Source organism: Halobacillus sp. AWM4_238, from assembly GCF_056158265.1.
The window spans coordinates 1,630,966-1,650,895 of record NZ_JBSWSY010000002.1; the positions used below are offsets into that span (position 1 = coordinate 1,630,966).

Here is a 19,930-nt window from a genome sequence, read left to right on the forward strand (position 1 = left end):
TAATTACGGAGAGAGGGAGTATAAGCCTATGAAGAATGTGGCACAACAGTTAATTACCCAGAAATTGAAGCAGTTAACCGTAAAAGAACTACTTTTTTATAGTGAAAAGTATCAAATCCCGATAACGGAGGACGAAGCTGCTGCCATAGTCAAAGCATTGAAGAAGAATAAAGATAACCCCTTCGACCCTGATGGACGGAAGCGTATGTTCAGCAAACTCGCAAAAATCACCTCAAAAGATACAGCAAGATCTGTATATAAACTTCTTATGAAAATGGCAAAAGAGTATGGAGTAGAGCATTGGCTAAAATAAAGGAACCCTAACCAATCTCCATCCTTCATTCCACAAACGCTCCCGATTGTGGAAGATGCTCCTTCATGGTAAAGGGGTTCGTTTCTCACATAATCGAATGGGGTGGTTGGGAAGCTGCGAGACTCCCGCGGGAATGGATTGGCTGGCGAGACCCCACAGCGCGAAGCACAAGGAGGCTTGCCGTCATCCCCGCAGGAAAGCGAGTGGCTTCCCAACCACCCTGACGCACAACTCAGCAACGAACCCCGAAACATCTCGAACCTGAGTCTTCCACAATCCTGCCATATAATTTAATAAGGAATAAACAAAAGAAGGAGCCCGAGGGCTCCTTCTTTATTGTTGAATGATTTTTTCTTTTAAACCTTCATCAAATATACCTTCTTTGACCATATCAATTTCAAAACGGTAAGGAGGCTTTTTATTTTTCTTATCTTCCCCTACATATGGTGTTTCAAGGATTTTAGGCAAATCTTTTAATGTCGGGTGATGAATGACTTTATGAAGAGCATCGAAACCGATGTGACCAAAGCCGATATTCTCGTGACGGTCCTTGGCCGCTCCTTTTTCATTTTTGCTGTCATTCACATGGACGACTTTGAGACGGTCGATTCCGACAATTTTATCAAATTCATCCAACACACCATCAAAGTCTTCTACCACATTGTAGCCTGCATCATGGATGTGACAGGTATCCATACATACAGACAGCTTCTCATTGTGGGTTACCCCATCAATGATCTGGGCCAACTCATCAAAACTCCGACCGATTTCAGATCCTTTTCCTGCCATTGTTTCTAAAGCAATTTGAACCTTTTGGTCTTTATGAAGAACCTCGTTCAAGCCCTCGATGATTTTCGGCAGTCCTTTGTCTACCCCTTGTCCTACGTGAGACCCTGGGTGAAGAACGATTTGTCTTGACCCAAGAGCTTCTGTCCGTTCAATTTCACTTCTTAAGAAGTCAACACCGAGCTGGAACGTTTCAGGCTTTGTCGTGTTACCGATATTAATGATATACGGGGCATGAACGACGATGTCTTGCATGCCGTTCGCTTTCATATGCTCGGTTCCTGCTTCGATATTTAGTTCTTCAATGGGACGACGTCTTGTATTCTGCGGCGCCCCTGTATAGATCATAAATGTGCTTGCACCGTAGGATTTCGCTTCTTCGCTAGCTCCAAGCAACATCTTCTTCCCTTTCATAGAAACATGTGATCCAATCTTCAACATACGATCTACCCTTTCTTATTTCTTCTTGAAACGGTTTTGTTTCATTTTCTTCATGTTTTTATCTGCCTGTTCTTTCATCTTTTTCTTATAACCAGGCTTAACTTTTTTCGGTTTACGCACCATCTGTTTAGCTTTTTTCTCTAGATCAGAGGTTCTCCGTTCCCTGTTCTGCCTCTCGTTATAGGCATTCGTTTCTTTCCATTCTCCATTTTTCACTTCATAAAATTCAAAAGTGAGTCCTTTTTTCTCTAGCTTCTGTATAAGTGGAAGGTCGGAGTCCTTATACAAATTAATAGCCGTCCCTTGCAAGCCAGCGCGAGCTGTTCGACCAACTCTATGGATGTAGAACTCTTCTTCTTTCGGCATTTGTGCGTTGATGACATGACTGACGCCCTGAATATCGATTCCCCTGGAGGCAAGGTCTGTGGCTACAATATACTGGTAGCGCAAGTTTTGCAACTCTTTCAACATTCTTTTTCTTTCTCTCGGCGAAAGACCTCCGTGGAGGATTCCGGTTTCAAGACCTCTCTTCATTAATTCATCGGCAAGCTCATCGGCATGATCTTTTCCGTTTGTAAAAATAATGGCCAAATAAGGTTGAATGGCCTTCGAAATTTCGACGATCACATCCGCTGGTGCTTTATGTCTTAGAGGTACAAGTCGATGTTCCATCGTTTCAGGAGATGGTTTATCATCCTCGATTTGGATGTGGGTAGGATTCGTCAAATATTTTTTCAGGAATGGTTGGAGACGTTCAGGGATGGTCGCTGAAAATACGAGCATTTGTACATCCTGATCCATTCTAACCAAAATTTGGTCTACTTCTTCTATGAAGCCTAAATCCAGCATCAAATCTGCTTCATCAAGCACAAATGCTTTGGCTTGGTAAAGATCGATCGCTTCTTCTTTTACCATGTCCAAGATGCGCCCTGGTGTACCGACAACAATATGCGGGGGAGTGGAAGATAATTTACCCACCATTTTCTGCTTATCTGTGCCACCTATGAGGAGCTTGGAACGCCAAACCTGTTCTTTACCAGCCATCTGGATAGCTTTTTTTACTTCTTCCTGAATTTGAATCGCCAATTCTCTTGTAGGTGCTGTGATCACAAACTGCACATGGTTGGACTCTTCATCCATCTGGTTGAAGAGTGGTAGTAAATAGGCATGTGTCTTTCCTGATCCTGTATGGGATTGTCCAATGAGACTTTCCCCTCTCAAAGCTGCCGGCAACACCTGCTTCTGAATCGGTGTGGGTTTCTTAAAGCCTAATCCCTCTACAATTTGACTTACTGTAGAAGTGATAGCGTATTGATCAAATGTATGCTTACTCATAACCGTTCTCCTTTAATGTAAAATGTTCCTTCCTTATTATAATAGAGCAGAAGGTAAATTGCACGATAACCTTGTCTTAGAACGTCTTTCTTTGTCATCTTTCCCTTTACCCTTTATAATGATAATGGTATCTTTAAAGTTATTGGATTGGATTAATAGAGGAGGACGTTAATCAATGGAAGTCATTAAAATCGCCCCTCGCGGTTATTGTTATGGTGTAGTAGATGCAATGGTTATTGCTCGAAACGCAGCGAAAGACCCTAATCTACCACGTCCTATATATATATTAGGTATGATTGTCCACAACACACATGTGACCGATGCCTTTAAAGAAGAAGGAATCATTACTGTCGATGGGAAAAACCGTAGTGATATGTTGGATGGTATACATGAAGGGACTGTTATTTTTACTGCTCACGGTGTGTCTCCTGAAGTGAAGGAACGTGCGAAAGCAAAAGGCCTCACTGCTTTAGACGCCACTTGTCCTGATGTGACCAACACTCACAATTTGATTAGAAAAAAAGTGGCTGAGGGCTTCGAAGTCATTTACGTAGGTAAAAAAGGCCATCCTGAACCAGAAGGTGCTATGGGTGTAGCCCCAGGGAAAGTCCATCTCGTTCAGACTGAAGAAGACGTGGAAGCACTTGACCTTGATCATGAGAAACTGATGATTACCAACCAGACAACGATGAGTCAATGGGACGTTTATGATGTCATGGAAAAAGCAAAGGAAAAATATCCACAACTCGAAAAACAGCAGGAGATTTGCATGGCGACCCAGGTTCGCCAAGAAGCGGTCTCTGAACAGGCTGGAGAAGCAGATTTAACGTTGGTTGTTGGTGATCCGATGAGTAACAACTCCAACAGACTTGCACAAGTGTCTATGGAAAAAGCAGGTACCACAGCCTACCGCATTGCTGATGTGACAGAAATTCAATTAGAGTGGTTGGAAGGTGTCGAGAAAGTAGCCGTCACAGCGGGTGCCTCCACTCCGACCCCTATTACAAAAGAAGTTATCAAATTCATTGAACAATTTGATCATAGCGATGAAAGCACATGGGTCCGCGAATCAAAAGTGGAGCAGAAAAAGATTCTGCCACCTGTTCGTGCTAGAAAAAAAGTGAAAAGATAAAAAAAGATGAAAGCCTCGGCTTTCATCTTTTTTTATATCGTTGTAAAGGGCTCCGTATCCGCTTGGGATACCATAATATTTAAGTGTCCTTCAGAATTACACTTCTCTTCCAAGTATCGTTTCACTCTAGGACAAACCACTTTCTCAACATGATGACCTGGGTCAATGATGGAAAGCCCCATTTCCATTGCATCCTGGGTCATATGGAATGTCATGTCTCCTGTAATATAAACATCAGCACCGCTTCTTTTCGCCTTATGGATGTATTTTTCACCACTGCCTCCTAGAAGAGCGACTCGCTTCACTTTTTTGTCCATATTTCCGGATACACGCACATGAGGAACATCGTATTTCTTCTTAACACGATCGGCGAACTCACGTAAAACGATCGGGCTTTCGAGTTCTCCAACACGTCCTGCCCCCATTGCTTCCCCTTCATTTAATAAGGAATACAGATCATAAGCGACTTCTTCATAAGGGTGAGCCTCCTCCATCGCTTTCAAGACTCCAGATAAGCGGGACTTTGGAACGATTGTCTCTATTCGTTTTTCATCCACGATCTCAAGCTCTCCCTGTTCACCGAGATATGGATTCGTTCCCTCTTCCGGTTTGAATGTCCCTTGCCCTGAAAGTTGATAGGTGCAATGGCTGTAATGACCGATATGCCCTGCTCCTGCTTCACTGATAGCATTGCGTACATGCTCAGCGTGATCTTCAGGCACGAAAACGGTAAGCTTTACAAGCCCGTCGCTTCCCGTTTCGATCAACGGACGGCAATTCGTTACTCCGAGAAGCTCAGCCATAACATCATTGACTCCACCTTTAGCAATATCAAGGTTCGTGTGAGCAGCATAAACGGTTATGTCATGTTTTATTAGTTTTTGGACAACTCTTCCTTTTGGTGTATCCAAATTGATTTGATTCAATTTCACAAAAAGCAAAGGGTGATGAGCGATGATTAAATCCACATTTTTTTCAATAGCCTCGTCAACGACGTTTTCTAACACATCCAGGGTAACCATAATGTTTTTTACTGGTTTATTAAGGGTGCCCACTTGAAGACCCACATTATCCCAATCAAAAGCTAATCCTTTAGGGGACCATTTTTCAAACTCTCGAATAATCTCCTGCGCGGTGTGCGTTCCATTCATGTTTGCAATACCTCCTCTAACCATTCCATTTCTTTTTGGTGTTGTTTCAGTTTCTCTTCATCAAGAGTAGTCGCTTGCTGCATCTGTTCGACAATGTATTGCTTCTTCTTCCATTCCTCTTTACACTTTTGGATAAACGGCTCTGTTCTTTTCTCCAATAAAAACGGCCCCAGCCACATTTCTTTCTCCATAATAGACTGATGATAACAGGAGGATGGGTCTCCTTTTTCTGCCACAAGGATTTCGTAGATGTGGCCACTTTCCTCTAAAATAGCCTCATCAACAAGCGTATAGTCATGCTCAAAGAACCACTTGCGAAGTGACCTTGAGTCTATATTGGGTTGGACAACAATTCGATTAACATGAGAAAGTTTATCTTTTCCTCCCTCAAGAATGTCACGAATTAATGGTCCGCCCATGCCAGCAATGACTACCTGCTCTATTTCTCCAGGATCTACAACTGTGAGTCCGTCTCCGAGGCGGACATCAATGCGATCCTCGAGGTTATGTTTGGCTACTTCGTTTTTTGCACTATCATAAGGCCCTTGATTCACTTCGCCAGCTACAGCTCTTGCTCCAGGATCGTTCAAACAGACATAGCACGGAAGATAGGCATGATCCGATCCGATATCAGCAAAGTAGGCCCCCTCCGGTAAATAATCGGCCACCTGTGCCAAGCGCTGAGATAATTGATTTACATTCATAGACTCTGTCCTCTCATAAAAGAAAAGCTTTCTGATTGGCCAGAAAGCTTTTCGTTCTTCTTATTATTGTTATTTTTTTTCAGCTAACCATTCGGCCAATTTAGTTGCTTGCTCACCTGTGTATAACCCAGCAGGCATGGCAGAACCTTTACCATTGACGATGATGTCATTAATTTCTTCAGCAGAGTAACGGCTTCCTACTTCTTGAAGGTTTGGTCCAGCCCCTCCTCCAAGTTCTCCACCGTGACAGCTTGCACATTGATTCTGGTACAACTCTTCAGGACTTGCGCTTGCGGTTTCTTCTTGCTTCTCACCGTGGCCCTCTTCTTCATTCTGAATAGCTTCGCGTTGATTAATTCCCGCTGCGGATACGACGATCATAACGACGATTCCCAGGGCAGCGATAATAGCGAATGGAATCACAGGGTTCTTTCTCATTTGTTGCAACCTCCTTATGTATTCCCATATATAGAATTTTCGTGTCTATTCGACTATATTTATTTTACTTGAAAACCGTTACTTATTAAAGAGATATCATGTGAAAACTTATGAAACAATGTAAATTAATAAAGAAATGAAGCCAATGACCCCTGAATAGAAAAGCGTTTTCACCTTCCATACCCATCCAAGAAAAATCCATAAGATCAAGTTTACCGTGAGCGTTATGTAAAAGGATAAACCCAAACCAAACAGATTACGGTTTAAGTCAACAGTCAAAAGGAGAAGAATTAAAGCTCCATTCAGAAGCGGAATAAAAAGCCAGTCCGACTTTTTATATTGTAACCAACGTATATGAATCCATACCCCGATTACAAAACTCGACAAAACCACTGTTTGCATTATGATTCCCATTTCAGTAAAATAAATGACAAGAAATGAAAGGGGTAACAAAAAAGCATTCATGACCATGAACATAGAAAAAGAGAGGCTTTCTGAACCTTGAGCGCTCTCTTCGCTCTCCTGGCTTTCGCCTTGAGTGTAAAGCGCTAACAAAAAATTGCAGTATTGATCAGGAAGCAGTTGGTTTTGTTTCCAGTACTTGATTTCGTTAACGATGGTTTTTGTCCTTTCATGTTTCATAGCAGCCTCCAAAAGAAAAAATAACTCAGGAGCCCTCCCGCATATAGTTGCGAAAAGACCCCTGAGTCGGAAAATTCTTTATTCCATGAAGTCCTTCAAACGCTTGCTCCGGCTTGGGTGGCGGAGTTTACGTAAAGCTTTTGCTTCGATTTGACGGATTCTTTCACGAGTTACCCCAAACACTTTCCCTACTTCTTCTAGTGTTCTTGTACGTCCATCGTCCAATCCAAAACGAAGTCTGAGGACATTCTCTTCTCGATCTGTCAATGTATCAAGGACATCTTCAAGCTGTTCTTTCAACAGTTCATAAGCCGCATGATCTGAAGGAGATGTCGCTTCCTGATCTTCAATGAAGTCACCTAAGTGAGAATCGTCTTCCTCTCCGATCGGTGTTTCAAGAGATACTGGTTCTTGAGCAATCTTTAGAATTTCACGAACTTTATCTGGAGTGAGGTCCATATCCTGTGCAATCTCTTCCGGTGTTGGTTCACGCCCAAGATCTTGTAAAAGTTGACGTTGAACGCGGATGAGTTTGTTGATTGTCTCCACCATGTGGACAGGGATACGGATCGTACGCGCTTGGTCAGCGATCGCTCTAGTAATTGCTTGTCGAATCCACCATGTAGCATAGGTACTGAATTTGTATCCTTTACGGTAATCGAATTTTTCCACCGCTTTGATTAGTCCCATGTTCCCTTCTTGAATCAAATCAAGGAAAAGCATACCGCGGCCTACATATCTTTTAGCGATACTAACGACAAGTCGCAGGTTGGCTTCCGCCAAATCACGCTTAGCTTCTTCGTCGCCATTTTCAATCCGTTGAGCAAGACTGATTTCATCTTTGGCAGAAAGTAGGTTCACTCGACCGATTTCTTTAAGGTACATTCGGACAGGGTCATTGATTTTGACTCCAGGTGGTACACTTAGGTCATTAAGGTCGAATTCTTCCTCTTTATTCAATTGCTTCATACTAGGATCTGATTCTGAATCCCCGATTACTTCAACGCCTTGCTCATTCAGATGTTCATAGAATTCATCCATTTGATCTGAATCCAGTTCAAAGCTCGATAGTTTTTCAGCTACCTCTTCATAAGCAAGGATCCCTCGTTTTTTCCCTAACTCTACCACTTGCTCTTTCGCTTGCTCAAGTGTTAATTCAGTTTGATTCTCATTTTCTTTAGAACGTGATGGCTGTTGTTGCTTATCTGCCATAAGTCCCCCTCCTTCCAACAATCTATACAAACTCTACCTAGTGATGTTTTAACTCTTTCTTGCGCTTGATGATCTCCATCGCAATTTCAGCTGCTTTGATCGGCTCATTTTGTTGTTCAGCCTTTTTCAACTCGGATTCAAGGTTTCTAATATCCGTTCGATCCCACTGTTCTGATCGGATCCTTGTAATATAATCATGGATTTCTTGATCAGAAACTTCCTCGCTGACAGGGGCCATCGCAAGCTCGATTGCCAAATTTTTAATGGAAGCATCTTCAATCATCTCGACGAACTGACTGATATCCGATTCATTGCCGTCTTCATAATATGCATAAAGATGGGTGACAATGACCTGATGGTCTTCAATATTAAAAGCTCCTCCAATTTCCTCTTGAACTTTATCAGCGATATAAGGATCTCTCAACATATACGCAATCAGATTTCTCTCTGCATTATGAAAAGCGGGTAAAAGTTTTTTTTGAACCGTCGGCTGCCTTGTATCATTAGTATATCGGTTCTTAGGTTCCTTATCCTTTACACCGTTTTGTGATCGGATCCGCTGAACTTCTTCTTTCAGAGTTTCTACGGAGAGCTGAAATTCTGTAGCCATATCATTGAGGTAGTGCTCTCGTTCGACAGCACGGTCAAGCCCTGCGATCTCTTGTAATACTTTTTCGATATAGGTGATGCGATCTCCTTCTACCTGCAGATTATAATCTCTGCGCAGGTAATTCATCATGAAGGAAATATACGTATCACTTGTATCAATGATCTCACGCTTGAATCGGTCTCCCCCATACTTTTGGATAAAGTCATCTGGGTCGAGTTCATCAGGAACACGAGCAACGTAGGTTTGACAGCCCACACTCTTCAACAGTTTCGCTGCTTTGACAGCTGCTTCAATCCCAGCGCGATCGCCATCATAACAAATGATGATTTGCTCGGCGTATTTCTTTAAAAGATTCGCCTGCATGCTTGATAAGGAAGTACCCATTGTACCTACGGAATGATGTATATTTGCTTGATCTGCAGATATGACATCTCCGAAACCTTCGAATAAAATGACCGTTTTTTCTTTTCGTATGGCGGAACGGGCGAGGTCGAAGTTATAAAGCAAACGACCCTTATGGAAAAGCTCTGTCTCCGGGCTGTTTAAATATTTCGGTTCCTGTTTCCCGAGAGACCTTCCCGCAAACGCCACTGTCTTTCCCAAGTGGTTTCGTAGTGGGAAAATAACTCTTCCTCGGAACCTGTCCGCATATTCACCATGATCATTGGTACTGAGCAGGCCCGCCTTGACCATCGTCTGTGGATGGTATCCCTTTTTTTCAAGGAACGTTACGACAAAGTCTTTGGAATCCGGTGAGTACCCCATTTGATATTTCTGAATGGTCTCATCCGTGAAACCACGGTCGATTAAATATTGATAAGCTTCTCGGCCATCTTTGGAATTCTTTAACAAATGATGGTATAATTTAGTCAACCACTGATGAGCTTCGAGCATCGCCTGGGATTCTTGGCTCTTTTCTGTCGGGGCATCTTCAGACAGTTGATCAGGAAGATCGATCCCTGTCTGTTCAGCCAGTTGTTTCAGTGCCTGTATGAAACTAAATCCTTCTATCTCCATCAGGAAGGTATAGACATTCCCTCCCTTTCCACAACCAAAGCAATGAAAGATCTGCTTATCTTGAGAAACGGAAAAGGAAGGAGTGTTTTCCCCATGGAAAGGGCAAAGGCCGAAATGGTTCCTGCCTTGTTTCTTCAAATCGACGTAATTGCCGATTACTTCTACAATATCCGTTGACCTTCTGATTTCATCGACTTTTTCTTCTGGAATATGTCCAGCCATAAGATCACCATACTACTCAATTATTCTCGTTTCATGCTTAAATTCCTTCATGTTCTGACAACAATTTTTGGAAAACCGATCGGAACCTTTCTCGATCCTGCATTGTAAAGGCTGATGGACCTTTCCATTTCTTTCTCTGCTTCATCGTCTGCTGCCGTATGAATTTTTGATTCATGATGAGGTCAGCATCATTTTCTCTAACCAGTTTACCTCTTGGAGTAAGGACATAAACCCCTTTGGAAGTCAATAACACAGCCAGGGAAAGATCCTGTGTAACAACGACATCGCCTTCTCCCACTTGATTGAGGATATACATGTCGACAGATTGTGATCCGTCATCGACGAACATCCATCCAGCATCTGCCTTTTCACGACTATAATGATTGACAGTAGCAATAAAATGGGGGTGTAGATCATAGTGAGCACAGACATCGATGATTTCTTCTTGTACCGGACAACTATCTGCATCGACATAAATATGAACATTTAAATTTGGCATAGTATCAATATTTCTACAATAAGCGGTAGAATCCTCCTTAAAAGTGAATGTTTTATTTTTCTGAAAAGTATGTGCTTCTTCTAACTTTTCAACAGAAAAACTTTGTAAGAATAGATATCCATTCATATTAAGGATTTTTACCACAAATAGATATTATAATACATTCCTATCATTTACGCTATGTCTAATTGTACCTAATTTCATTCTTCCCAACAAAAGTCGCGCTTAATCAAAGCGCGACTTCCGCTATTTGTACTATTCTTGGGTATTCTGACGTAATTTGTTGACAATGACATTCGCTGTCTCTTCCACAGCTTTGTTTGATACATCAATCACCGGACAACCAATCCGCTCCACAATACGATTAAAGTGGTCGATTTCCTGCTTAATGCGATTCATATTCGCATAACTTGCTTGATCTCCAAGCCCTAATGACTTTAATCTTTCTTTTCTTATATCATTTAATTTTTCTGCACTGATGCTCAAGCCTATGCATTTGTCGGGGTCCACACGGAACAATTCCGAGGGTGGCTGCACTTCAGGTACAATCGGCACATTCGCAACCTTCAGGCGTTTGTGAGCTAAGTATTGAGACAAAGGTGTCTTAGAGGTTCGAGACACCCCGATCAAAACGATATCTGCTTTAGAAATGCCACGCGGGTCCCTGCCGTCATCGTATCTGACAGCAAATTCAATGGCCTCTACTCTCTTAAAGTAATCTTCATCTAATTTATGGACAAGACCTGGTTCAAGGCGAGGCTTGATTTGTAGATGATCTTCCATCACTTCCATCATCGGCCCCATAATATCGACACACTGAATGCCATGTTTTTCAGCTTCTTGTTTCAGATGCTGCCTGAACTCTGGAATCACCAAGGTAAAACCGATCATCGCTTTTTGCTCTTTCGCTTGCTGCACCGCCTCATTGATAGTTCCTTTGTCTTCCACATAGGGAATTCGCTGCAAATCAAATGGCCCGTCATCAAATTGACTTAAACACGCTTTTACGACCAGTTCTGCTGTTTCTCCAACTGAGTCTGATAAGACATAAATCAAAGGCTTTTCCATAGGATTCCTCCTCCCCTCTAAAAACTACAAGTGTTGATCTCTAGCCAATTCCACGAGGGCTTTCGTGATATTGGTTTTCGTTAGTCGTCCGACTACTTTCAATCCTGCCTCAATGGGTTGGACGACAGGCAGACCATCAATCTGTTTTTCAATTAACTTCTGCGCAGCATCCAACAACAAATCTTCCGGTTCACAAACGGTGATATTCGGCATTCTCGTCATGATGATGTGCACAGGAACAGATGTAAGGTCCTGGTTCCCGATACTCGCCCTAAGAAGGTCTTTTCTAGATAAAACACCGGTTAGTATGGAATGTTGATCCGTTACGAACAGCGTCCCTACGTCTTCTAAAAACATGGCACAGATGGCATCGTAAACCGATACATCTTCCTCAACTACAATAGGACGGGATTGATATTCATCCACTTTAAACTTCTTCAACTTCTCTGTGAAAAGCTCGGAGCCTGTTTTTCCCGTAAAGAAGTAACCGACACGCGGTCGTGCGTCCAAAAAACCCGCCATCGTCAAAATGGCCAAGTCGGGACGCAGTGTGGCCCGTGTCAAATTTAGCTGATCTGCGATATTCTCACCTGTAATCGGTCCATTATCTTTCACAATTTGAATAATCTGCTCTTGCCTGTTTGATAGTTCCAATCTTTCTTCACCCCGATCACTAACTGTGACATACTATTTCTTAATTATAGCTCATTTTTAAGCATCGGTAAAAGAAAGCTGATTAGAACTGCTGTTTCCATTCAATTGCATTTAAGTCGGCGAACGCATAGACATCATCGGAAATCTGTCTCAATAGACCTAAGCGGTTCCGGCGTATGCTCTCATCTTCTGCCATAACCATCGTTGCATCAAAGAAGGAATGGATGGGACTTGCAAGTTTAGATAACTGTTCCAAAGAAAGCTCCAATTGAGTCTCTTTCAATGCTTGTCGATATTCTTCTTGCATTTGTTGATAAGCATCAAACAATTGCTGCTCTTGTTCGTTTTCAAACAATGAAGGATTGACATCTGTAGAATCTGCCTTCTTTGCTAAGTTCAACACACGACCGAGTGCTTCATGTACGGGCTTGAAGGAAGGGTCTTTGCGTTTTTCTTCTAAGAGAACCGCTTTTTCCTTCGTTGTCGGATAGACTCCGATGCCTCTTGCCAACACCGCTTCTACAACATCGGGTGCAACTTCCTCTTCTCTCATTAAATAAGACGCACGGACACGGAAAAATTCATGCAAGTCGTTAGAGACTTCTGTTTCATCACGTGTCGGCAGTTCCAACTCATAGTAAAATTGATGCACGAGATCAATTAATTTTTCAACTGGAATTGACCAGCCATGAGCTGTCAAGGTTTGAAGAATACCCAATGCTTGACGTCTCAATCCGTAAGGGTCCTGTGAACCTGTTGGAATAATACCGATGGATATACTCCCTACGATTGTATCCAGCTTATCTGCAATACTGACAAGAGAACCGATGGTCGAAGAAGGTACGGCGCCATTTGCTTGACGAGGCATGTAATGTTCATTGATAGCCACGGCTACCTCTTCGTCTTCACCGAAAATACGAGCATACTTTTCCCCCATGGTTCCTTGCAGTTCGGTAAATTCATCGACCATCTGAGTCACAAGGTCAAACTTACAAATTTCTGCCGCTCGTTTCGCTTTTTGGAGTTGAGCATCTTCTAAACCGATCCATTCCCCTAGTTTACCTGTGATGGCTACGATTCGTTGAACTTTATCTGCTAACGTGCCTAGCTCTTCCTGATAGACCATGCGTGTAAGTTTCTGCATTTTTTCATCGATGCTTCCCTTTTGATCTTCTTCATAAAAGAATTGGGCATCTTTAAGTCTCGCTTTCAACACCTTTTCGTTTCCTCTTGCTACTGTTTCAAGGTGTTGATCGTCTCCATTACGTACACCAACGAAATGAGGTTTCAGCTCCCCATTCAAAGAACGTACTGGAAAATACCGCTGATGTTCCTTCATAGAAGTTACGAGAGCTTCTTCAGGAACTTCAAGGAATTCCTCAGAAAAATTACCGCTGAATACAGTCGGGTATTCGACTAAATGCGTGACTTCGTTCAATAAATCTTCATCAATAGTCAGTTTCCACTCATTTTCATTTTCAAGATTGTTGAGCTGAGAAACAATCTCCGCTTTTCTTTCCTCTACGGAAGCCATCACATATTGTTCTTTTAAGGTTTGTTCATATTGATCCGCTTCATCTACTGTAGTTTCAGTTCCCAAGAATCGATGCCCATAGGTCGTCTTTCCTGTTTGGACCCCTTCAATTGTAAAAGGAATGATTTCTTCTCCGAAAAGACCAACCATCCAACGGATTGGACGGGCATAACGGAGCTCACGATTTCCCCATCTCATATTTTTGGGGAAGGTAAGGGATAAGAAAACATCACGGAAATCTTGAAGAAGCTTTGCTGTCGGTTCCCCTTCAATAAACTTATTGACATGGACATACTCGGTGCCCTTTATTTCCTTGAAATAGATATCATCCACATCTTTTCCTTGACCTTTAGAAAAGCCGATTGCCGCTTTCGTCCAATTGCCTTCCTCATCAAGGGCGATTTTCTTAGCTGGACCTTTTGCTTCTTCTTCAATATCCGGCTGTTTTTCTTCAACATGCGAAATCTTAACTGCCAATCTTCTTGGGGTAGCGAAGCCTGTGATGTCTCCATAAGGAATACGGTTGTCCTTAAACCATGCCGCTGTTTTTTCTTGCAACTGATCTAAAGCATCATTGATAAAACGAGCAGGAAGCTCTTCTACACCTAGTTCAAATAATACAGTATTACTCATGATGACCCTCCTCCTTCTTCAACATCGGGAACCCGAGACGCTCCCTTTCTTCTACGTATGTTTTAGCTATTTTACGGGCGAGGTTCCTTACACGGGAAATGTATCCCGTTCTTTCCGTTACGCTAATGACACCTTTGGCATCAAGCAGGTTAAACGTATGGGAACACTTCAAAACATAGTCATAAGCCGGGAACACCAAGCCTTGTTCCATGATTCGCTGAGCTTCTTTTTCATACGTGGAGAAGAGTTCAAATAACATGTCCTCATCAGAAGCTTCGAAAGTATAAACGGAGTGTTCATATTCCGGCTGTGTGAAAATATCTCCAACGGTTACCCCGTTGGTCCACTCTAATTCAAAAACATTTTCTTTGTCTTGAATGTATGAGGCTAGTCTCTCCAGACCATAAGTAATTTCTGCAGAAACAGGTTTAGCTTCTAAACCACCAATTTGCTGGAAATAGGTGAATTGGGTAATCTCCATGCCATCGAGCCAAACTTCCCAACCAAGACCTGCAGCACCCAATGTTGGGTTTTCCCAGTTATCTTCAACGAAACGGATGTCGTGTTTTTTCGGATCGATCCCCAGAGCTTCCAGGGACTCCAGATACAACTCCTGGATGTTGTCTGGAGATGGTTTCATGATGACCTGAAACTGATGGTGCTGATACAACCGGTTCGGGTTTTGGCCATAGCGTCCATCAGCAGGACGGCGGGACGGCTCTACATAGGCTACGTTCCATGGCTCAGGTCCGAGGCTCCGTAAAAGCGTCATAGGAGACATCGTCCCTGCACCTTTCTCTGTATCATACGCTTGCATAAGCAGGCAGCCTTGCTGCGACCAATGATTCTGCAAAGTTAAAATCATGTCTTGAATATTCATACGTTCCCTCCTAGTAAATGAATGGCTAAATAGAAAAGAGACCCCGTCCTACGTCTGTATCCAGACATAGGGACGGGGTCTCCGCGGTTCCACCCTAATTGCTTCCCCATAAAAATGAGAAAGCCACTTTCATCATTGCTCCAGAACGCCTTCACCAGTTGGTTTCCACTTGTCTCTCACCGTCACAAGCTCGCTTTTGGAAACAGAAAGACTGGTTACTCCTCTCTTTCACAGCAACACGTTATTTAGTAATAGAATCATACTCTACATCCAGCAAAGTTGTCAAACCTCAGTCTGAAAACAAATCCAGCTGTTTTAAGAATTTTTTTGATTTAATAAAATATCCACCATAACGATCATAGTATTCATCCATAATCTGACGCAACAGTTTTTTGTTCTCTTCCTTCATAGTTATCTGACCGAGTCGCTTCACGTCCATATGTAAGAAGACTCTCAACAATTTGGGTAAAGGATCTGGCAATCCATAGGCTTGAGGATCCCGTTGCTTACACCTGGAACACAACAGGCCGCCTTCCACGATTGAAAAGGAAAAAGGTCCTTCTTGACGGCCACATTGGATACAGTGATCGACGACAGGGGCGAACCCCGCTTTTTTATACATCTTCAACTCATACATCAACGTGAGGATATTCGGATCTTTTCCTTCATGCATCCAAAGGAGAGTTTGAAGCAACTGTTCATAAAGAAAAGGATCCGGCTGTTTTTCTTCAATGAGCTTGTCGGTCAATTCGGCGATGTAAGACGCGTAAGCCGTTTTTACAATATCTTCGCGAATCGACCTTAGAGAAGATAACATCTCCCCCTGGCTCATTGATCCTAAGCCGGATCCTGTTTGAATTAAAAATGTGCCGTGGATGAATGGTTGGGTGATTGAGGACATGCGGCTCTTCGGCTTTTTCGCACCACGAGCCATCACGCCGATTTTCCCTTTTTCTCGTGTCATCATCGTGACGATTTTATGTGTTTCTCCGTAATGATTCGTCCGGATGACGACTCCTTCCACCTTGTCCATCAATGGGCTCACCTGCTCCGTTTACGAATTCAAATCATCCGTAGATATTGGTTCAGTAGGGGAAGCGAGCTTTTCTTGAGACTGCTGATCTTGAGACTCCAATTCTTTCATCAATAAATAGGTTTCCACATTGCCTGTTTGACTGAAAACGTTCCATGAAAGCTTGTCGCGCACAAGAAACACCGCCTTTCTTATCATCGCTAAACGAGTGTACATTACTAGAATGCTTCCCCTAACTGAAAACATAAGGCTTAATTTTTTCCAACCCTTAATATTCGTCCTCGCGATAGCCGAAATCACTAAGTTGGATTTGTTTGTTTCTCCAGTCTTTTTGCACTTTGACCCAAAGTTCTAAATACACTTTACTTCCCAACAGGGACTCAATGTCTCTTCTAGCCCGCTTACCGATTTCTTTTAACATGCTTCCCTGCTTACCGATAATGATGCCTTTTTGAGACTTTCGTTCCACTATGATAGCCGCTTGAATCTGAACTTTGTCATGTTCATTTCGAGGCTCGATCCCCTCAATGACAACCGCAATGGAGTGAGGGATTTCCTCACGAGTTAAATGCAGAACTTTTTCCCTGATAAACTCGCTGATGACAAAACGTTCCGGATGGTCAGTGATTTGGTCTTCCGGATAGAACTGAGGTCCTTCAGGCAAGTGATTCTTTAGAACGCCCAGGAGATGATTGACATTATTCCCTTCAAGTGCTGAGATCGGAATGATTTCTTCAAAATCAAGCTTTTCTTTATACTGATCAATTAATGGCAATAAATCATCCGGATGAACCCTGTCTATCTTATTGATAATTAAGAAAACAGGCTGATCGACACGCTGCAGGCGATCCAAAATGAATTGATCGCCTCTGCCGTATCCTTCTTCTGCATTGATCATGAAAAGAACGGCATCCACTTCGTTCAACGTGTTCTCGGCAACGTTTACCATATAGTCTCCAAGTTTATGCTTCGGTTTATGGATTCCAGGCGTATCAATAAAAATGATTTGTGATTCTTTATCTGTCATGACTCCCTGGATTTTGTTTCTCGTTGTTTGGGGTTTATCACTCATGATGGCGATCTTTTCACCGATTACACGGTTCATAAACGTCGATTTGCCCACATTCGGACGGCCGACAATCGTAACAAAACCCGATTTGAAATTCTCTGTCATAAATGTTCCTCCAATAAATGTTCACGCAATCGTTCTAATCTATTTTACTATATCATCGTCTTTATTTCATTCCCATATCATCAAAAGCTTAGGAAGGAAGATCATAATCCCGATCATAACCGAGACCACGCTCGCTACAAGGACTGCTCCAGCTGTAATATCTTTTATCGAACCTATGACGGGATGTTGTTCAGGATGGTAAAAATCCAGCAGCCTTTCCATCGCTGTGTTAACCATTTCCAACGTTAGGACCATGCCCATAATAATGAGGATCGTGATCCATTCCCATTTTGATAAGCCGAATAAAAGGGCTGCTATGATGACCAATAAAGCCACGGTCAGTTGTATACGGAAGTTTCTCTCTGACCTATACACTTCTTTGATCCCATTCCATGCAAACCGGAAACCGATCCTTGTTTTCTTTTTACGATCTTTGTAGTCCGAACTCATGTAAAATTTCCTCTTGTCTGCCGAACATCTTCTTCTCATCTTCTTCATTCATGTGATCATAACCAAGCAAATGTAAAAAGCCATGCAACGCCAAGAAGCCGAATTCTCTTTCAAGGGAATGGTTATAATCCTCTGCTTGTTCTTTCGCTTTATCTACAGAAATGATAATATCTCCGAGCATGAGCGGCATGTTCTCATCGAGAACATTCATTTCGTCTTCCCCTAGTTCCTGCATGGCAAAAGAGATCACATCTGTCGGTTCATCTTTTTGACGGTAATTGCGGTTGATTTCCTGAATTTCTTTATTATCCACGAAGCTCACCGATACTTCCGCATCCCCTGTAACTTCCTCTTTTTCTCCTGCAAAACGGATGATGCGTTGAATCATATCGACAAATGCTTCATCTACTGAATTGGTTTCGTCTTGAAAATCAATGGTAATCATATTATTCTGCCTCCTTGGCAAATGGATTATTTTTCGGGATCCTTCATTCTTGAGCGAAACATGCCAAGCTACGTTTCACATAGGACTGTTTCCATTGTATTCAACACATTAAACGTCAAATTACGGTCATCCAGCTGACCAACACGCATAAACCTTCCACAAACATGAGGGTGGATTGCTTAACCAACGTCATGGTAATAGGATGCCACACGTGCAAGAAGACCATGAGCTTCAATTGACACACGCTGCCTCGCTTGTGGTGTGATCATACGTAACTGGATTTTCAAAGAGAACTTCCGTTAAAGCTGGTGATTGAACTGGCAATGACCGCGAGCTGAGAATCTTTAAAATGGTTATGTAAAAGGTTCTCAAGCATGTGGACGTTTCTAGTGCCGAGCTGGATTTATCAAATTTTCAGGGTTGAGAGTACATAAATATAAGCAGCTTAAAAAAAACAGCACCTAAAAACGCGGGGGTAGCCCAACAGGTTTCACTTTTCACATAAAGCTGTTTTAGGAATCGTGTGTGCCCCCAACGCCCTCCTCCTAATTTATTCCATGTAAAGACAACAAATAAGACCCAGGGACTGGGTCTTATTTGTTTTCCCCTTCATATGCATCGATAATGCGCTGCACAAGTGGGTGCCTGACAACGTCGGATTGATCCAAATGAATAAAGGCAGACCCTTTCACTTTAGCTAACCGCTCCTCAGCGACTCGCAAACCGGACTTTACACCTTTAGGAAGATCCACTTGAGTGATATCTCCAGTAATAATCATTTTTGAACCGAATCCTAAACGAGTCAGAAACATCTTCATTTGTTCTGGTGTCGTATTTTGAGCTTCATCCAAAATAGCGAATGCATCATCCAGCGTCCGCCCTCTCATATAAGCTAGCGGAGCAATCTCAATCGTTCCTCTATCAATCAAGCGTGCTGTATGTTCTGCACCGAATACATCATGTAAAGAGTCATAAAGCGGTCTCAAATAAGGGTCGACTTTTTCTTTTAAATCCCCAGGAAGAAACCCTAAACTTTCTCCAGCTTCCACAGCTGGACGAGTCAGGATGATCCTCTTCACATCTCCATTTTTCAAAGCATTGACGGCCATGATCACAGCAAGATAGGTCTTTCCTGTACCAGCAGGGCCAATACCAAAGACAAGGTCATTCTTTTTGATCGCTGCGATATAATTCCTTTGACCAAGGGTTTTGACCCTGATTGATTTCCCTTTGGAGTTTTTTGTGATTTCGTCTTCGAACAATGCTTCGAATTGATTGATTTTCCCTTTTTTAGCGAGTTCTACAGCGTAAACGATATCTCGTTCCGTAACGGTCAACCCTTTACGAATAATCGCAAGAACGCTGTTGAGTATTTCTTCTACAAGCTGAACATGTTCTGCTTGCCCAGATACTCTGACTTGTTCTCCACGTGAAATGATCGTGACTTTCAGCTGTTCCTCAATTTGCTTAAGGTTACGGTCTTCTGTTCCAAAAAGGGCTAATGCTTCTGTTGTATTATCTAATTGAATGTCCATTGTTTTCAAATCTTCTGGCATA

The 19,930-nt window shown here is 42.5% G+C and carries 21 protein-coding genes; 2 read left to right on the plus strand and 19 right to left on the minus strand.

What is annotated here, in order from left to right; translation table 11 throughout:
• Nucleotides 1-28 precede the first annotated feature (28 nt).
• The gene (locus ACXACN_RS08475) at nucleotides 29-313 is read left to right on the plus strand and encodes a DUF2624 family protein (protein ID WP_474963765.1); all 285 of its coding nucleotides are present in this window, start codon (nucleotides 29-31) and stop codon (nucleotides 311-313) included.
• A gap of 333 nt (nucleotides 314-646) precedes the next feature.
• On the opposite strand, the gene ACXACN_RS08480 is transcribed toward ACXACN_RS08475, so the two are convergent.
• Together ACXACN_RS08480 and ACXACN_RS08485 are read right to left on the minus strand one after the other, a co-directional pair.
• Nucleotides 647-1,540 (minus strand): deoxyribonuclease IV, encoded by an 894-nt coding sequence (locus ACXACN_RS08480; RefSeq protein WP_474963766.1) that lies wholly within the window; start codon nucleotides 1,538-1,540, stop codon nucleotides 647-649.
• A gap of 15 nt (nucleotides 1,541-1,555) precedes the next feature.
• Nucleotides 1,556-2,875 carry a DEAD/DEAH box helicase gene (locus ACXACN_RS08485; protein ID WP_474963768.1) on the minus strand — a complete coding sequence of 440 codons (1,320 nt, stop codon included), beginning with the start codon at nucleotides 2,873-2,875 and terminating at the stop codon, nucleotides 1,556-1,558.
• Nucleotides 2,876-3,050: 175 nt separating this feature from the next.
• Between ACXACN_RS08485 and ACXACN_RS08490 the strand changes: the two genes are divergently transcribed.
• A complete protein-coding gene (locus ACXACN_RS08490; RefSeq protein WP_474963769.1) occupies nucleotides 3,051-4,007 on the plus strand; it encodes a 4-hydroxy-3-methylbut-2-enyl diphosphate reductase in 957 nt (318 codons plus the stop codon).
• 32 nt (nucleotides 4,008-4,039) lie between these two features.
• Here the strand turns inward: ACXACN_RS08490 and ACXACN_RS08495 are convergent, their stop codons facing one another.
• The 17 genes from ACXACN_RS08495 to ACXACN_RS08575 all read right to left on the minus strand — a co-directional run bounded on the left by ACXACN_RS08495 (nucleotide 4,040) and on the right by ACXACN_RS08575 (nucleotide 19,929).
• Nucleotides 4,040-5,158: a Nif3-like dinuclear metal center hexameric protein gene (locus ACXACN_RS08495; protein WP_474963771.1), complete on the minus strand. Its 1,119-nt coding sequence runs from the start codon at nucleotides 5,156-5,158 to the stop codon at nucleotides 4,040-4,042.
• Nucleotides 5,155-5,862: a tRNA (adenine(22)-N(1))-methyltransferase gene (locus ACXACN_RS08500; RefSeq protein WP_474963773.1), complete on the minus strand. Its 708-nt coding sequence runs from the start codon at nucleotides 5,860-5,862 to the stop codon at nucleotides 5,155-5,157. Before ACXACN_RS08500 ends, ACXACN_RS08495 begins: the two co-directional genes overlap by 4 nt.
• Nucleotides 5,863-5,931: 69 nt before the next feature.
• Nucleotides 5,932-6,300: a cytochrome c550 gene (gene cccA / locus ACXACN_RS08505; RefSeq protein ID WP_474963774.1), complete on the minus strand. Its 369-nt coding sequence runs from the start codon at nucleotides 6,298-6,300 to the stop codon at nucleotides 5,932-5,934.
• A 108-nt stretch (nucleotides 6,301-6,408) separates the two neighbouring features.
• Nucleotides 6,409-6,942, minus strand: a complete 534-nt coding sequence (locus tag ACXACN_RS08510; protein WP_474963775.1) for a hypothetical protein — start codon at nucleotides 6,940-6,942, stop codon at nucleotides 6,409-6,411.
• A 78-nt stretch (nucleotides 6,943-7,020) separates the two neighbouring features.
• Nucleotides 7,021-8,154 (minus strand): RNA polymerase sigma factor RpoD, encoded by a 1,134-nt coding sequence (rpoD, locus tag ACXACN_RS08515; RefSeq protein ID WP_089654288.1) that lies wholly within the window; start codon nucleotides 8,152-8,154, stop codon nucleotides 7,021-7,023.
• Nucleotides 8,155-8,191: 37 nt separating this feature from the next.
• Nucleotides 8,192-10,003 (minus strand): DNA primase, encoded by a 1,812-nt coding sequence (gene dnaG, locus ACXACN_RS08520; RefSeq protein WP_474963776.1) that lies wholly within the window; start codon nucleotides 10,001-10,003, stop codon nucleotides 8,192-8,194.
• Between the two features lie 37 nt (nucleotides 10,004-10,040).
• A complete protein-coding gene (locus ACXACN_RS08525; protein ID WP_474963778.1) occupies nucleotides 10,041-10,502 on the minus strand; it encodes a YaiI/YqxD family protein in 462 nt (153 codons plus the stop codon).
• Between the two features lie 255 nt (nucleotides 10,503-10,757).
• A complete protein-coding gene (locus ACXACN_RS08530; RefSeq protein WP_474963779.1) occupies nucleotides 10,758-11,570 on the minus strand; it encodes a pyruvate, water dikinase regulatory protein in 813 nt (270 codons plus the stop codon).
• A gap of 24 nt (nucleotides 11,571-11,594) precedes the next feature.
• Nucleotides 11,595-12,224, minus strand: coding sequence for a transcriptional regulator CcpN (gene ccpN, locus ACXACN_RS08535; protein WP_474963780.1), 630 nt, complete (start codon nucleotides 12,222-12,224; stop codon nucleotides 11,595-11,597).
• Between the two features lie 82 nt (nucleotides 12,225-12,306).
• The gene (gene glyS / locus ACXACN_RS08540; protein ID WP_474963782.1) at nucleotides 12,307-14,391 is read right to left on the minus strand and encodes a glycine--tRNA ligase subunit beta; all 2,085 of its coding nucleotides are present in this window, start codon (nucleotides 14,389-14,391) and stop codon (nucleotides 12,307-12,309) included.
• Complete coding sequence (glyQ, locus tag ACXACN_RS08545) at nucleotides 14,384-15,271, minus strand: glycine--tRNA ligase subunit alpha (protein ID WP_474963783.1); 888 nt, start codon at nucleotides 15,269-15,271, stop codon at nucleotides 14,384-14,386. Before glyQ ends, glyS begins: the two co-directional genes overlap by 8 nt.
• Nucleotides 15,272-15,560: 289 nt before the next feature.
• On the minus strand, nucleotides 15,561-16,307 hold the full coding sequence (recO, locus tag ACXACN_RS08550; RefSeq protein ID WP_474963784.1) for a DNA repair protein RecO: 747 nt from the start codon (nucleotides 16,305-16,307) through the stop codon (nucleotides 15,561-15,563).
• A gap of 18 nt (nucleotides 16,308-16,325) precedes the next feature.
• On the minus strand, nucleotides 16,326-16,502 hold the full coding sequence (locus tag ACXACN_RS08555; RefSeq protein WP_474966831.1) for a YqzL family protein: 177 nt from the start codon (nucleotides 16,500-16,502) through the stop codon (nucleotides 16,326-16,328).
• 70 nt (nucleotides 16,503-16,572) lie between these two features.
• The gene (gene era / locus ACXACN_RS08560; RefSeq protein ID WP_474963786.1) at nucleotides 16,573-17,478 is read right to left on the minus strand and encodes a GTPase Era; all 906 of its coding nucleotides are present in this window, start codon (nucleotides 17,476-17,478) and stop codon (nucleotides 16,573-16,575) included.
• Nucleotides 17,479-17,544: 66 nt separating this feature from the next.
• Nucleotides 17,545-17,928 (minus strand): diacylglycerol kinase family protein, encoded by a 384-nt coding sequence (locus ACXACN_RS08565; protein ID WP_474963787.1) that lies wholly within the window; start codon nucleotides 17,926-17,928, stop codon nucleotides 17,545-17,547.
• The gene (gene ybeY / locus ACXACN_RS08570; protein WP_474963788.1) at nucleotides 17,903-18,373 is read right to left on the minus strand and encodes an rRNA maturation RNase YbeY; all 471 of its coding nucleotides are present in this window, start codon (nucleotides 18,371-18,373) and stop codon (nucleotides 17,903-17,905) included. The genes ACXACN_RS08565 and ybeY overlap by 26 nt, the downstream gene beginning before the upstream one ends.
• Nucleotides 18,374-18,966: 593 nt before the next feature.
• A complete protein-coding gene (locus tag ACXACN_RS08575; RefSeq protein ID WP_474963790.1) occupies nucleotides 18,967-19,929 on the minus strand; it encodes a PhoH family protein in 963 nt (320 codons plus the stop codon).
• Nucleotide 19,930: the final 1 nt, after the last annotated feature.